Annotated in this window: 14 protein-coding genes; 2 read left to right on the forward strand and 12 right to left on the reverse strand. The window is 63.6% G+C overall.

Translation table 11 applies throughout. From position 1 onward, the window contains the following. Window positions 1-225: 225 nt before the first annotated feature. Window positions 226-759: a methyltransferase family protein gene (locus FQP90_RS11500; protein ID WP_144650290.1), complete on the forward strand. Its 534-nt coding sequence runs from the start codon at window positions 226-228 to the stop codon at window positions 757-759. 65 nt (window positions 760-824) lie between these two features. Here the strand turns inward: FQP90_RS11500 and FQP90_RS11505 are convergent, their stop codons facing one another. Genes FQP90_RS11505 through FQP90_RS11515 form a run of 3 tightly spaced genes read right to left on the reverse strand, consistent with a single transcriptional unit; the run spans window position 825 to window position 2,915 of the window. Continuing rightward, window positions 825-1,295: a hypothetical protein gene (locus FQP90_RS11505; RefSeq protein ID WP_144650292.1), complete on the reverse strand. Its 471-nt coding sequence runs from the start codon at window positions 1,293-1,295 to the stop codon at window positions 825-827. A 46-nt stretch (window positions 1,296-1,341) separates the two neighbouring features. Continuing rightward, a complete protein-coding gene (locus FQP90_RS11510; protein WP_144650294.1) occupies window positions 1,342-2,256 on the reverse strand; it encodes a TIGR01777 family oxidoreductase in 915 nt (304 codons plus the stop codon). Continuing rightward, entirely contained in the window at window positions 2,253-2,915 is a 663-nt protein-coding gene (locus tag FQP90_RS11515) for a TetR family transcriptional regulator (RefSeq protein ID WP_144650296.1), read from the reverse strand. Before FQP90_RS11515 ends, FQP90_RS11510 begins: the two co-directional genes overlap by 4 nt. Before the next feature lie 251 nt (window positions 2,916-3,166). Here FQP90_RS11515 and FQP90_RS11520 point away from each other — a divergent pair, with 251 nt between their 5' ends. Next, window positions 3,167-3,871: a queuosine precursor transporter gene (locus tag FQP90_RS11520; protein WP_144650298.1), complete on the forward strand. Its 705-nt coding sequence runs from the start codon at window positions 3,167-3,169 to the stop codon at window positions 3,869-3,871. 144 nt (window positions 3,872-4,015) lie between these two features. On the opposite strand, the gene FQP90_RS11525 is transcribed toward FQP90_RS11520, so the two are convergent. The 9 genes from FQP90_RS11525 to FQP90_RS11565 form a co-directional block, all read right to left on the reverse strand. After that, a complete protein-coding gene (locus FQP90_RS11525; protein ID WP_144650300.1) occupies window positions 4,016-4,945 on the reverse strand; it encodes a type IV toxin-antitoxin system AbiEi family antitoxin domain-containing protein in 930 nt (309 codons plus the stop codon). Between the two features lie 234 nt (window positions 4,946-5,179). After that, window positions 5,180-6,490, reverse strand: a complete 1,311-nt coding sequence (gene tgt / locus FQP90_RS11530) for a tRNA guanosine(34) transglycosylase Tgt (RefSeq protein WP_144650302.1) — start codon at window positions 6,488-6,490, stop codon at window positions 5,180-5,182. Between the two features lie 47 nt (window positions 6,491-6,537). Then, on the reverse strand, window positions 6,538-7,248 hold the full coding sequence (locus FQP90_RS11535) for an SRPBCC family protein (RefSeq protein WP_144650304.1): 711 nt from the start codon (window positions 7,246-7,248) through the stop codon (window positions 6,538-6,540). A gap of 60 nt (window positions 7,249-7,308) precedes the next feature. Next, window positions 7,309-8,328 (reverse strand): DUF6707 family protein, encoded by a 1,020-nt coding sequence (locus FQP90_RS11540; protein WP_144650306.1) that lies wholly within the window; start codon window positions 8,326-8,328, stop codon window positions 7,309-7,311. A gap of 73 nt (window positions 8,329-8,401) precedes the next feature. After that, on the reverse strand, window positions 8,402-8,941 hold the full coding sequence (locus FQP90_RS11545; protein WP_144650308.1) for an NUDIX hydrolase family protein: 540 nt from the start codon (window positions 8,939-8,941) through the stop codon (window positions 8,402-8,404). Window positions 8,942-9,018: 77 nt separating this feature from the next. After that, window positions 9,019-9,627, reverse strand: coding sequence for an RraA family protein (locus FQP90_RS11550; protein ID WP_208759992.1), 609 nt, complete (start codon window positions 9,625-9,627; stop codon window positions 9,019-9,021). Next, window positions 9,624-10,031 carry a RidA family protein gene (locus tag FQP90_RS11555; protein WP_144650312.1) on the reverse strand — a complete coding sequence of 136 codons (408 nt, stop codon included), beginning with the start codon at window positions 10,029-10,031 and terminating at the stop codon, window positions 9,624-9,626. Before FQP90_RS11555 ends, FQP90_RS11550 begins: the two co-directional genes overlap by 4 nt. Next, window positions 10,028-11,395: an MFS transporter gene (locus FQP90_RS11560; protein WP_167510460.1), complete on the reverse strand. Its 1,368-nt coding sequence runs from the start codon at window positions 11,393-11,395 to the stop codon at window positions 10,028-10,030. The genes FQP90_RS11555 and FQP90_RS11560 overlap by 4 nt, the downstream gene beginning before the upstream one ends. A gap of 298 nt (window positions 11,396-11,693) precedes the next feature. Next, entirely contained in the window at window positions 11,694-12,905 is a 1,212-nt protein-coding gene (locus FQP90_RS11565) for a PucR family transcriptional regulator (protein WP_144650314.1), read from the reverse strand. Window positions 12,906-13,013 lie beyond the last annotated feature (108 nt).

The raw sequence follows: 13,013 nt of genomic DNA on the forward strand, positions 1-13,013 counted from the left end.
CATCCCGTCGTGTTTTGGTGGACGCTCTCTCACATCCCGTCGTGTTTTGGTGGACGCTCTCTCACATCCCGTCGTGTTTTGGTGGACGCTCTCTCACATCCCGTCGTGTTTTGGTGGACGCTCTCTCACATCCCGTCGTGTTTTGGTGGACGCTCTCTCACATCCCGTCGTGTTTTGGTGGACGCTCTCTCACATCACAGGGATTTTCGGGAGTACCGTGCTGGCATGGCGAGATTATCGGGGGCGGCCGAGGGGACGTTGCCCAGCTGGAAGAGAGCCTTCGGCAATGTTCCGCTGCCTCCTGGACAAGTGACTGGGCTGGCGGTGTGCGTCCTGCTCCAAAGGCTGCATCCCGTGCGGCTTCCCGGTCCGCGGCTCCTTAACGGACTGGTGGGAACCGGACTGGTGCTCGCCGGCGTCGGTATCAATACATGGGCACTTATTGAACGGCGACGACGGTCGGCTGGCCCGTTCGCTCTTGAGCGGCCGGACGTTCTGGTCACCAGCGGCCCATATGCGTACACCCGTCATCCGATGTACGTCGGTTGGTGGCTCGTCCATCTGGGTGCCGGCGGTTTAGCTGGTACGGCCTGGGCCTTTGCCACGATGCCTGCCGGGATGCTCGCGGAACATTGGGGTGTGCTTCATGAGGAGGCCACACTGTCGGAGCAGTTTCAACAGGCTTACGCCGACTATTCGGCAAGGGTTCCCCGCTACGTCGGATTCCGGCGACGCGACCCTGGGGGACCGCCGTCGTAATGGCGTGATGTGAGCGAGCGTTACCTCAACGGTGCGAATATCTGAGAGAGGATCGGGTGAAACCCTCACTTATGTGAGAGAGGGTTCTCCCAAGAGGGTTGCTCGTTCGTCACGACGAGCCTCCAGATGGCCAAGCGGCCGACGCCGGCCGCGAGGGCGATGGACAACGAGAACAGCAGCGGACCGGTTGCCGAGAGTCCGCCAAAGGGCAGGCACATGAGCAACCCAACTGTGAAGAAGGCCGCAACGTGAAGCCACTGGTTACGGACACGACGCAGGGCCAGGCCTACGAGTGATCCCACCACTGCGCCGACTACCCAGGCGGGGAGCAGACTGTAGATGAAAAGGATCAAGGCCCATCCCAAGGAGTGAAACGCCCAGAAGATGCAAAACGTCAGGTGCGCTACGGCGATTCCAACTGCCAGTCCTTTGCCGTCGAGGACCACTCGATCCTTCGCGCCGTAGCGCCAATCGCTTGACGGCCTCCGCACTGCCAGCGAGTACTCATCCTCGTCAGTCCATGGTTCCTGGCTCATGGGGACCTTCCTAGTGATGTGAGAGAGGGGTCGGCTGAGGTGGTGGTTATGTGAGAGAGGGATCGGAATGCCCTGCGGCGATCTCGCCGAGCGCACCGGCCAACGAAGGGTACTCAAACGCGAAACCCGCGTCGAGCAACTTCCGGGGTTCCACCCACCGGCTCTTCAGCACCAATTCGGTCTGGGTCCGGATGAGCACGGCCCCGGCCTCGAGCAGCCACGATGGCGTCGGGACGCCAAAGGGGACACCCATGCTCCGCCTGACCAATGACATGAGCTCACGGTTATCCACCGGCTGGGGCGTCGCCGCGTTCACTGGACCGCTAAGGCCAAGCTGCCCGTGGACGAACAGGACAACACGGAACAAGTCCTCCACATGGATCCAGCTGAACTTCTGCGTTCCGGGCCCCATGTGCCCACCCAAACCCAGCCGGGCGAGGTTCCGGAGGGGGCTCATGACGCCACCTGCCCCCAGCACGATCGCCATGCGAAGCGGCACCTTGCGCGTGCCGGGCACAACCGCAGCCTCCAACTCGTTCTCCCAGGCACGGGCCACGTCCACGGAGAACCCGCTGCCCAATTCACCCGAGCCCTCGGACTGCGGATGGTCGTCCGCGTGCCGGTAAATGGTTCCGGTACTGGAGTTGATCCATGTACGGGGAGGTTCGGCACACGCGGCCACCGCCCGCCCCAGGGTCCGCGTGGTCAGAACCCGGGAGTCCAAGAGCTCCCTCCTGTGCCGCTCGTCATAACGGCAATTCACGGATCGTCCGGCGAGGTTCACCAGCAGTTCGGCACCGTCCAGCACTTTGGTGATGGCGCCGTCGTCGTACCACTGCGCGTCAGCCGAAGCGTCCCGCCCAACGGTCCGGACCTGCCAGCCCTCTTGAAGGAACCGCCGCTGGAAGTAGCTGCCAATGAAGCCGGAAGCGCCCGCGATCACCACCGTCGACGGGGTCATGAGTCTGCCTTGACGTTGCGCACGAGTCCCAGGACGTCGTCGAACACTTTGCTCACGCCGGGAATCTTCGCGAGCGATAAGCCGCGCGCCACCAGTGGCGCGGCGCCGTCGATCAGCTTGCGGGTGCGGCGTTGGCCCTCTGACGTGTCGTAGACCCAGAACAGCGCGACTCCCATGTACATCAGCCACAGCAGCTCGGGCAAATCGCCGCGCAGCTTCTTCGCGACGGCGGGGGAGGAGCCCTCGACGGCGGACCGGAAGATCGCGAGCGAGGCCTCGCGGGCGGCAGTGGACGCCTCACCGAACGGGTTGACGGGCGACGTCGGCCGGATCGCGGTGGCAATGAAGTCGGAGCCGAACTGGTGGTACGGGTTCATGACATCGACGCCGGTGTGCAGCACTGCCTTGAGTCGTCCGGCGAGATCCTGGACGCCTTCGAGGGCCTCGGCCGCCACCACCGCATGCTCGTCCTGCACCTGGATGTACAGCTCTTGGACCAGTTCGTCCTTGGACGCGAAGTAGTAGTAGGCATTGCCGACCGAGACGCCGGCCTCTTGGGCTATGGCGCGCATGGTGGTCTTTTCGAAGCCGATTTCGCGGAACATCTTCAGTGCGACGTCGGCCACCAGTTGGCGGGTCTGTTCACTCTTTGCAGCCATGCGTTGCTCCTCGCGGAAAGTTTTGAACGTGTTCAACAATGAGTATGCCATCATTTCTGAACGTGTTCAAAATGAGATTGGTGGGTGGGACGTGAGAGAGGGATGCCCGAAAGGGGTGGGATGTGAGAGAGGGTCCGTGGGTGGGAGAATGGAAGCGGTGCCGGGCCGAATGCCCCACCACCCACAGTGCTAATACAGCGGGGCAACCTCACCTAGGAAGCCTGCGCGAACCACTAAGAAATGGATGACCCATGCCCTCGCCCTCCGGCTCCAGTACCTTGAGCAAGCCCGCTCCGCGCTTCGCTTCAATCGGCTCCCCGTACTTCGGCATCATGCTGGCCGTCATGGCCGTGGTGCTGATCCTGTCCAATATCGGCGCGTCCAAGGGCGTGGTGCTCGGGCCCATCATCACCGATGGCGGGTTCTTCCTTTTCCCGCTGGCCTACATCCTGGGTGATGTGATGAGCGAGGTTTACGGCTTCAAAGTGGCGCGGAAGGCCATCATTACTTCGTTCGCGCTCTCAGTGTTCGCGTCCCTCTGCTACTGGATCATCATCGTGCTGCCCGGCTTCACCGACGACTACGGAACCGCCAAGCAGGCTGCCATCGAAGGTGCCCTCGGTCCCGTGCCGCAGATCGTGCTCGCGTCGCTGCTTGCGTTCCTGGCAGGTCAGACCATCAACTCGTGGATCCTGGTGAAAATGAAGGCACGCACCGGCGAAAAGAGCCTGTGGGCACGCCTCATGGGCTCCTCCGTGGTGGGCGAATTCGTGGACACGTTGATCTTCTGCAGCATCGCGGCGTCGGTCATCGGCATCACGGACGCGGGATCATTCGTCAATTACGTCCTGGTGGGCTTCGTCTACAAGACCGCCGTGGAGTTCCTGTTCGTGCCGGTCACCGTGCTGGTTGTTGGCTGGATCAAGAAGCGCGAGCCCAGCTACGGAGTTAGCTAAGCACGCAGGAACAGCGCCACAGACGCGGGAGCTGTGCGAGATCGCCGGATACGAGCGGCGATCTCGCACGGATCCCGCTTCCCCGCACAGGCTCGGCGATCTCGCGAACCGGCACGACGGCGGTACGCGCGGCCCGCGTCGAGCTCACCGATGGAGGGCCTTCAGAACGCGCGCTTTGAACTCCTGCTCCTGAAACAGGTCCCGCCACTCCACCCGGATGAAGAGCCAGCCGTCCTCAACGAGCGCTTTCTCCCGGCGTCGTTCCTCGAAGATCACCCGGTCCGTTCGGGCGTACTTGAAGTACTTGACCTCTCCGTCGAACTCGAGGGCCACCTTCTCCCGCTTCCACGCAAAGTCCATCCGATAGCGACCGATCCGGCTTTGCACCTCTACCTGCGCCGCGGGCATCGGTACCTTGAGCCGTTGGAGGAGTTCCCGGCATAGCGTCTCTCCTGCGGATTCGGAGGTGGGGTCAGCATTGGCCAAGCATCTCCGCAGAGTCGTGACTCCCCGCCTTCCCGACAAGGTGCCCGCGTGCGCCATCATGAGCGGCTTGTCCGCTCCGAGCCGAAGCGCGTGATCCATGATGATCAGGGCCTGCCGGTAGCTCAACGTCATGGCACAGTCCACCACCGTTCGTTCCAGGTCGGTCACCGGAAGATACTCCACCATGACGATCTGGGAGGGAGGCAACCGCAGCCTGTGGCCGCGGACATCCTTGCCAAGCCGACCGCTGGAGGGGTTGGTGGGAAGAATGAGATGGATCAGCTGGTCCACGTTCCATAGGAACAAGCCGTGGAGCCGAGCCGCAGAAGTATGACTGTAGACGAAGCCCCCATTGGACGTGATGAGAGTTCCGTGAGCATGCGCGTGTATCAGTTGTTTGCCGCGGGCATCGACTGGCTGTTTGTCCCACGCCGCCTTTCGGACGTAGCATCCCTGGCGCACGCGGAGAAGCTCACCCTTCCGGACGAGTTCGGCGATTGCGCGTGAACCAAGTCCCAGTTCATTGAGCTGTTGTGTGCGCCAAAGCGTTCCCAGCTGGGGGAGGGTCGACGTCTGTTTCTGACTCATGTACCAAGCCTTGGCTGCGCACACGGCCCAAGGTAGCCCCTGCTGCCGCTATGTGGACAACGCCTGAGATCGCTGTGCGCATGCCGACGACGCGGGAGCCGTGCGAAGTCGCGGCTCAGCTCCAGCGATTTGGCACAGCTCCAGCGATTTGGCTCCGCTCCAGCGATTTGGCACAGCTCCAGCGATTTGGCTCAGCTCCAGCGATCTCGGGGCGGGAGCGAGCCCATGCCGGGTCTACGAGTAGTACCGGCCCAGCGTCTCGGCCTTAAACTCGAAGAAGTCCCCGGATTCGATGGCCAGGCGGGCATCGTCCACCATCTTCACCACGAACCGCTCGTTGTGGATGGAGATCAGCGTTGCCGAGATCATTTCCTTGGCCTTGAACAGATGGTGGATGTACGCGCGGGAGTAGTTCACGCACGTGTAGCAGTCGCAGCCGTCCTGCAGGGGGCCGAAGTCCGTCTTGTAACGGGCTCCGGACAGGTTGAAGCGCCCGAACGGGGTGTAGAACGCGGAATTCCGGGCCACGCGGGTGGGGGAGACACAGTCGAACGTGTCGGCGCCGTTCTCGATGGCCGTGAAGATGTCGTCCGGTTCGGAGATGCCCAGCAGGTGCCGCGGTTTGTCCTCGGGAAGTTCCTCGTTGCACCAGCGGACAATCGTGCCCAGGTTTTCCTTTTCCAGCGCACCGCCGATTCCATAGCCATCAAAGGGCATGGCGCCAAGGTCCTGGCAGGCCTTGCGGCGCAGGTCCTCGTACTGGGCGCCCTGGATCACGCCGAACAGCGCCTGGTACGGCTTACCAACGCGGGACGCGGTCAGGGAAGCATGTTCCGTCAAGCACCGCAGCGCCCACAAACGCGTCCGCTCCAGGGATTCCTCCTGATACGCCCGCGAGTTCTGCAACGTGGTGAGCTCGTCAAAGGCGAACATGATGTCCGCGCCGATCTGGTGCTGGACCTGCATGGAGATCTCGGGGGAGAAGCGATGCCGGTCCCCGTTCAGGTGCGACTTGAACCAGACGCCGTCATCGTCAATGTGCGCCAGCCGTTCCTTGCCGGGAGCCACGGCGTCATCCGGACCGGAAGAATCCACGTTCTTCATGTCGATGACCTTCTTGAACCCCGAGCCCAGGCTCATCACCTGGAATCCGCCGGAGTCGGTGAACGTGGGACCGGACCAGTTCATGAACGCGCCCAGCCCGCCCGCGGCATCGAGGATTTCGGGCCCCGGCTGCAGGTACAGGTGGTAGGCGTTGGCCAGGACTGCCTGGGCGCCGAGCTCAGCGATGGACTCAGGAAGCACTGCTTTCACGGTGGCTTTGGTCCCGACGGCGATGAACGCGGGCGTCTGGATGGTCCCGTGCGGCGTGGTGATGGTTCCGGTCCGGCCCAGGAACGCGCCGCCGTTGGCGTCTACTTGGGCGTCCGACGGCGAGCACGTTTCAGTGAGGCGCGTGCCCACCGAGAAGGAGAACTCTGATTGCCGGTGGGACAATCCGGGCAGCGCAGGAGAAGAAGCAGGAGCAGAAGAGGAAGCTGGCACGCTACCAAGTGTGCCAGCTTTACCGGGAGTAACCTGCGGAGCGGGCCCTACGACCCGTAGTTCTCAGCCTTCCAGTTGTCCCACGACGACCGGATGTCCGCCAAGGTGTGCGCCCCCAAATCGTATGTGGAGGCAATCACCATGGAGCCGCCGTCGGGCCTTTTCTCCGGAATCGGCAGTTGCTCGGCGACGATCAAAAGCCCATCTCCGTGCTCGGCGTAGCTGTGGACGGTGAGGCCAACCTGGTGCCGGCTCTTGAACCAGACCTTGCCGGAGATCTTCTCACCCGTCGCGAGGGTGAGCGAGTACTCCTCCCCAACGGGCGGCAAATCTCCGAGCCCCAGCTTCTCGATCGCGGGGCCGCCTTTGCCCGGCAGCGTGACGAAGTGCGTCCGTCGGTGCCCGTGCGGGTGCCGTTCCAGGGCGAAGCGCAGCTGGTGCAGGAACGTGAGCCAGCCTTGCGTGATGTCCTCGTCCCAGTCAGCCCATTCGGAATCGTGGTCCAGGGCGACCCTGGTGATTCTTACTTCCGTGCCGCCGGAGACGGGGTGCAGTTCAAAGATGTCCCCGCCGTTGACGGTGAGGCTGGTGTGATCGGGTCCTTCCACAACGTCCGTGTTGAAGTAGATTTGCTTGATTTCGTCGGCGAGATCGTCAGCTTCCCAACCGTGCCATTGGGCAACCAACGACGGTTCGCGCAGCATGGTCCAAACCTGCTGCGCATCGGCATTAACCACAACGCTCAGATTGTTCGTCATGGCCCCGAATCTACCGCCGTTGGCGCCCACATAACAGGTCTTGAAATCCCCCAAAAAGGCTTAAGCGCGCACCGATTCCAGCTCGTTGCCGATCCGCCGGGCCAACTCGTCCTCACCGATGGTCTTGGACCCGCCGTGGGCGCGCAGGAACATGAGTGCTTCCAGACGCAGGAACCGCCATTCGCGTTCGGCTTCGTGGTTGCCGTTGTCGATTGCGCGGAAGATTTCCTTGTCGTACAGGTTGGGTTCGTTGAGCGAGCGCTGGCGCACCCTGGCGTTGATCCGGGCCTTGAACGGGTCCTCTTCCTGGGACTCGGGGGCTCGGAGCAGCTTCTCGTAGACGGCGGCACGCTCGGCTTGGCCTGCTTCGCGGCAGATGAAACTGGACAATGCCAATGCCCTCTCGATCGACGCCCAGCGATCCAGGTTTCCGTCAAAGGGCAGCACGTTCAGCAGGTCCGCGACGGCCAAAGCGTGGTCCGGATCGCGAAGCACGATGCATAGATCGAACGCGAGGTCGCTCAGGTCCCGGAGGCAGCTGCCGGATTTGGTGTTGATGCCTTTCGAGAGCCGTTCGGCAAGTACTTGAACGCCGTTCTTGCCCTTGTGGTTGGCGGCGGCGGCGCTCACCACAGCTTCGGGGGTTCCTTCGGGTTCGGGAATGAGCGCGAGTTCTTCAGCGCTCGGTCCGGTATACGTCGGCGGCGACTCGGGGCGCGGAGGTACGACGACGGCAGGTCCAGCGGGAGCATCGGCGTCGGCATCCGCGGTGGTGCTGGAGTCGGTGGTGCCGGAGTCGGGCCCGGGCGATTCGGCTGTGCCGGCGTCGCCGGCGTCCGCGCCTGAGCCGGCCGCTACTCCGTCACCCACAGGAACACTGGACCCGACAGCTATCCGTACCGTGCCGCCGTCGACCATTGTCGCCAGCAGCAGGGCGGCCACGCCGTAGTCGTCGTTGTGCACCTCGATGCTGCGGATTTCCTCGGCTGGTCCGTCACCGGGCGGGAACACAAAGTCTCCGGGCTGCAGGTCCCCAGCCTGCTTCTCTCTGTACTGCTGTGTGGCTGGGCTGTGAGTCATCGGAAGTCCTTTGGTTCTCTTGGGGTCCGCCGTCCAGTCTACAAAGACCGGCCGCTGCAGGGCTCGGGACCCGCTAGAGAACCACGCCCGAGAATGCCAAGGCCTGCCGCACAAGGTTTCCGCGGCCGCCCTCGAATTCCTGCTGGACGTCGTCGCTCAGCACCTCCTGAGGCGTCATCCAGGTCAGTTCCAAGGCGTCCTGTCGCGGTTCGCATTCGCCGGTCACGGGAATGATGTAGACCAGCGACACAGCGTGCTGGCGGTCGTCCGTGAAGCCCGTCTGGGACGGGGCCGGGAAGTATTCGGCCACTGTGAACGGAACCGGGCTGATGGGCAACTGCGGGAAGGCAAGGGGACCGAGGTCCTTTTCCATGTGCCGCAGGAGCGCCGCGCGGATGGTTTCGCGGTAGAGGACGCGGCCGGAGACGAGGTAGCGCACCATGTTGCCGTCGGCGTCGCCCTGCAGGAGCGTGCCAACCTCATTCACATACCCGAGCGGATCCAGCCTGACCGGAACAGCCTCCACGTAGACCATGGGGAGGCGGCCGCGGGCTTCGAAGAGGTCTTCATCTGAAAGCCAGCCTGGATACGGGTCGGGTGTACGTACGCTCATGGTTAAGTTCTACCCCATCCCCAGCCGAAGTTCCTTGGTGGCGTCCCGGCGGCTGGGCGGTTACGCTCTCGGCGGCATTAGAGCGCCAGAATCGATTCGAGTGGCTCCCCGGATGTTATGCGCGCAAGGATGTCCGGCTCGGCGGCGTCAGATTGCAGCGCCTTGGCCAGGACGTCCTGTGCAGCGTCCGGTGAAAGCACGATCAGCCCGTTGTCGTCCCCCAGCACCAGGTCGCCGGGGTTGACCTCCACGCCGCCGCACCTCACGGGGACGTTCACGGCGGACCCGTTCCCGTGGAGACGCTTGGTGGTGAGGCACGAGGTCCCGCGGGCGAACACCGGCAAGCCGGTTTGCCGCAGTTCCAGCACGTCGGTGGCCACGCCATCAACCACGACGGCGGCAGCACCTTGGGCGAGCGCCGCGGCTGCAGTCACGGCCCCGACGGGCGCATGCCGGTGGTCGCCGAGCATGTCCACCACCAGGACGTCCCCGGGTTTGAGTGCCAAGAGAGCGCGGTTCATGGCGATGGCGTCGTGGTCGGCGATCCGGACGGTGACGGCTGGGCCGGCGATCTTCACGTTGTCCAGAAGCGACTGGACAGCGGGGGAGACGAAGCCCTCTTCGAGGAAGTGGCCGATGGTCGGGTAACTGACGTCGGTCAGGTCCTCCAAGATGGTGGGGGTCACTGGGCAACCTCTGGTTTCCCGGCAAGGACTGCCACGCATTCAATTTCCAAGGAGACGCCCCACAAGCTCACGCACACGGTGGTCCGGGCAGGCTTGGCCGTTCCGAAGTACTCCACGTATATGCGGTTGTATTCCTCCAGCTGGTCCGGGCTGGTCAGGTAGGTGTTGACCTTGACCACGTGCTGCAGGCTGGATCCTGCAGCCGCCAACACCCCGGCGAGGTTCTGGATGGTTTGCCGGACCTGCCCTTCGAAGGTGTCCGGTTGATCGTCAAGTCCCGTGATGGCGGGGATCTGGCCGGAGGTGAACACAAAGCCGTTCGCAATGACCGCCGGGGAAAAGGGCCCGACGGCGGGCGCCTGGCCGGGGATGCCGGCCAGGCGCTCGATGGTGGTGACGGTCACCGGGCTGCCGCGGCTTCTGCGGAGCCAGCGGACGCGGGTGCCTCGTCGACGGCGTCGATGTTGCCGTACCGGGTTTCGGTCAGCAGGAAGAGTGCCACCAGGGACAGTCCGGCTGCGGCCATGATGTACCAGGCGATGGACGAGCTCTGACCCGTCATGCCCAAGAGCCACGTGGTAACGAACGGGGTGGCGGCACTGCCCAGGAGGCCGGACAACATGTAAGCCACCGACAGGCCGGAGTAGCGGACCTTGGAGCCGAACAGCTCGGCCAGGAACGTGGCGATGGGGCCGTAGTTGGCGCAGAACGCGGTCATCATGGCCAGGTAGGCGACGAAGAGCAGTGCCACCGATTTGGTGTCCATGAGCCAGAACATGGGGAAGGCGAGTGCTGCCTCGGCTGCCACGCCGGCGAAGATGATGGGTTTTCGACCGTACTTATCCGACAGCTTGCCGAAGAACGGGATGAGGAACAGTCCCAGGATGCAGGAGGCCAGGACCACCCAGAGCATCAGGCTCTCGGAGTGGCCGAGTTCCTTCTTGCCATAGGAGACGCCGGAGGCCACCAACAGGGTGAATGTGCTGCCCGTGGAAAGGGTGGCGACGCCGCCCAGGACAACCTGCTTCCAGTACTTGGCCATCAGTGCCGCGAACGGCATCTTGGCCTTGGCTCCGGCGGTCTTGACTGCCTGGAAGGAAGGAGTTTCCTCGATGTGCAGGCGGATGTAGATGCCCACAGTGACCAGGAGGACCGAGGCCAGGAACGGGATGCGCCAGCCCCACGAATACAGGGCTTCGGTGCTGACGGTGGAGGCAACAATCAGGAAGGCCACGTTGGCGATCAAGGTGCCGGCGGGAACGCCGACCTGCACCAGCGAACCGTAGAAACCACGGCGGGCAGGAGGAGCGTGTTCAACGGTCATGAGCACGGCGCCGCCCCATTCGCCGCCGAGGGCCAGGCCCTGGACGACGCGGAGGAAGAGCAACAGGAGCGGGGCCATGATGCCGATGCTGTTGTAGTCCGGCAACAGGCCAATGGCGAACGTAGCTGCCCCCATAGTCAGGAGGGAGACCAGGAGCATGGACTTGCGGCCCAGCCGGTCACCGAAGTGTCCGAAGATGATGGCGCCGACCATGCGGGCAATGTAGGCGGAAGCGAAGGTGCCGAAGGCCAGCATGGTGCCGACGATCGGATCGAAGCTGGGGAAGAAGATCTTGTTGAAGACAAGGGCCGACGCCGTCCCGAAGACGAAAAGGTCGTACCACTCGACGGTGGTGCCAATAACGCTGGCGAGGGCAATCTTGCGCATCTTTGCCAGGTCCAGCCTGGATGTTGATGCGGAGGCAGTATCTACCGTGTGGGCCATCTGATTCTCCGGATGGGGTGCGGGGACGAGTGTCCGGTGCAAGGTAGCTCCAACTATGGTGTGTGCCCGATCACACCATCAATGGCATAACTTCCAGCAAACCGAGCCCGGGAATGTGAGAACACACACCGACGCCACGGGGCGCGGAATTCCCGGCGCCGGGCCTCCTGGTGGGGGCTGCCGCCGCGGCTTGGTGACCTCATTTTGACCCCAGACGAGCCGAAATCAACCCTTTTCGGTCACTTTTCGCCTTCGCAGCCGGAAAACAAGGTCAGGAAGCAACGCGGCCGCGAAAGTGTTAGGCCCACGCCACCACCAGCCGGGCCGTCTTTGCGGGAACGGCAAGGTCTATCCCCGTCAGCTCCTGGAACCGGTTGAGGCGGTTGAGGATGGTGTTGCGGTGGCAGAAGAGTTGCTCGGAGGTGACGGTGATGTTGCCCGTGCTGAGGTAGTTCCGGACTGTTTCCAGCAAGCGTTCGCGCTCGCCGCCCCGGCAGTCAGCCAAGGCCTCCTCGAGTTCTGCGGCGAGGTCCAGCCCGGCGTCTTGCAGGTTCTGCTGGGCCAGCCGCGCCCAGGCGGAATCGGCGGAGAGGGGGCCGGTGTCCCGGGGGCGGAGCAGGGCAGCCAGGCTTTCGGCGGTTCGAGCAGCCCCCGGTAGGGCGCGCAGGCCCAGGACTTCGGGCACGTACCCGCACGGGACATTCACGACGCCGGGTGGCAGCTGCTGGCTGTCGGCTTCCGGGCTGTGAGCCTCGCCTCGGGGTTCAGGTCCTCGCGTCCGTGCCGCAGGGAGCGCCCAGAAGACGTAGGTGTTGCCGCCGGATTCGTGCAGGAACAACCGCTGCCGGGTGTGCTGCCCCGATCCGAACTGGGACGTGGCTGCCCGCAGCCGTGCACCGGGTTCGCCGCTGGCTGCCACCAGGGCGAACCGCGACTCCGGGTTGATGCCTAACGCGGAAGCCACTTGCGCGGAGGTTTCCAACGATGGGCTGCTCTGGTTGAACAGGCGGGCGATGAACTCGCGTTGGATGCTCGACTCTTCCTGGGCCATCCTGACCCGCTCGGTCAGATAGCTCGTGTGGGTGCGGGTGGCGAATTCGTCCACGACGCTCCACACCTGGTCCACCCTGGTGGCCAGCAGGGCGGCATCTTCGGTGTGGGCGATCTCCAGCAGTTCGGCCCACAGGATGCTGAAGTCCAAGCGCACGGCGGAGGTCAGCGACTCCGGTGGGATACCGGCCCGGGCGCGCTTGGACCCGAGGTCGGAAGCGAAGTCCAGCAGGCCATCGCGGCTGTCGATGCGGCCATTCCTGAGGCCGCTGATCAGGCGCCGAAAAGTCTCCCGTGCTGTCTCCTGGATTTCCAGGACCGTCACTTGGCTTTCGCCGTATTCGGGGATCTCACGGACCCTCGTGGTGAAGGCCTGCGCCAGGGTGTCCAGCCTGCCCTCGAGCTGATCCACCAGCTCAGTCCACCGAACAGCATGCCCCGAGGTATCAGAATTGTGCATTCACACATTCTAGCGCCATGATTCCGTGGTGGATTGCTAGTCATTTTGGGAAAAACTACTGGCACTATGGATTGAGTCACACAAATTTGCCCGGGCACCCCCAACGTC

The organism is Paenarthrobacter nitroguajacolicus, from assembly GCF_007786235.1.
GTDB lineage: Bacteria > Actinomycetota > Actinomycetes > Actinomycetales > Micrococcaceae > Arthrobacter > Arthrobacter nitroguajacolicus_A.

Bases quoted from the DNA above. Each gene is read 5' to 3' on its own strand.
- FQP90_RS11500 (WP_144650290.1), top strand. From the start codon at position 226: ATGGCGAGATTATCGGGGGCGGCCGAGGGGACGTTGCCCAGCTGGAAG.
- FQP90_RS11505 (WP_144650292.1), bottom strand. From the start codon at position 1,295: ATGAGCCAGGAACCATGGACTGACGAGGATGAGTACTCGCTGGCAGTG.
- FQP90_RS11510 (WP_144650294.1), bottom strand. From the start codon at position 2,256: ATGACCCCGTCGACGGTGGTGATCGCGGGCGCTTCCGGCTTCATTGGC.
- FQP90_RS11515 (WP_144650296.1), bottom strand. From the start codon at position 2,915: ATGGCTGCAAAGAGTGAACAGACCCGCCAACTGGTGGCCGACGTCGCA.
- FQP90_RS11520 (WP_144650298.1), top strand. From the start codon at position 3,167: ATGCCCTCGCCCTCCGGCTCCAGTACCTTGAGCAAGCCCGCTCCGCGC.
- FQP90_RS11525 (WP_144650300.1), bottom strand. From the start codon at position 4,945: ATGAGTCAGAAACAGACGTCGACCCTCCCCCAGCTGGGAACGCTTTGG.
- FQP90_RS11535 (WP_144650304.1), bottom strand. From the start codon at position 7,248: ATGACGAACAATCTGAGCGTTGTGGTTAATGCCGATGCGCAGCAGGTT.
- FQP90_RS11540 (WP_144650306.1), bottom strand. From the start codon at position 8,328: ATGACTCACAGCCCAGCCACACAGCAGTACAGAGAGAAGCAGGCTGGG.
- FQP90_RS11545 (WP_144650308.1), bottom strand. From the start codon at position 8,941: ATGAGCGTACGTACACCCGACCCGTATCCAGGCTGGCTTTCAGATGAA.
- FQP90_RS11560 (WP_167510460.1), bottom strand. From the start codon at position 11,395: ATGGCCCACACGGTAGATACTGCCTCCGCATCAACATCCAGGCTGGAC.
- FQP90_RS11565 (WP_144650314.1), bottom strand. From the start codon at position 12,905: ATGCACAATTCTGATACCTCGGGGCATGCTGTTCGGTGGACTGAGCTG.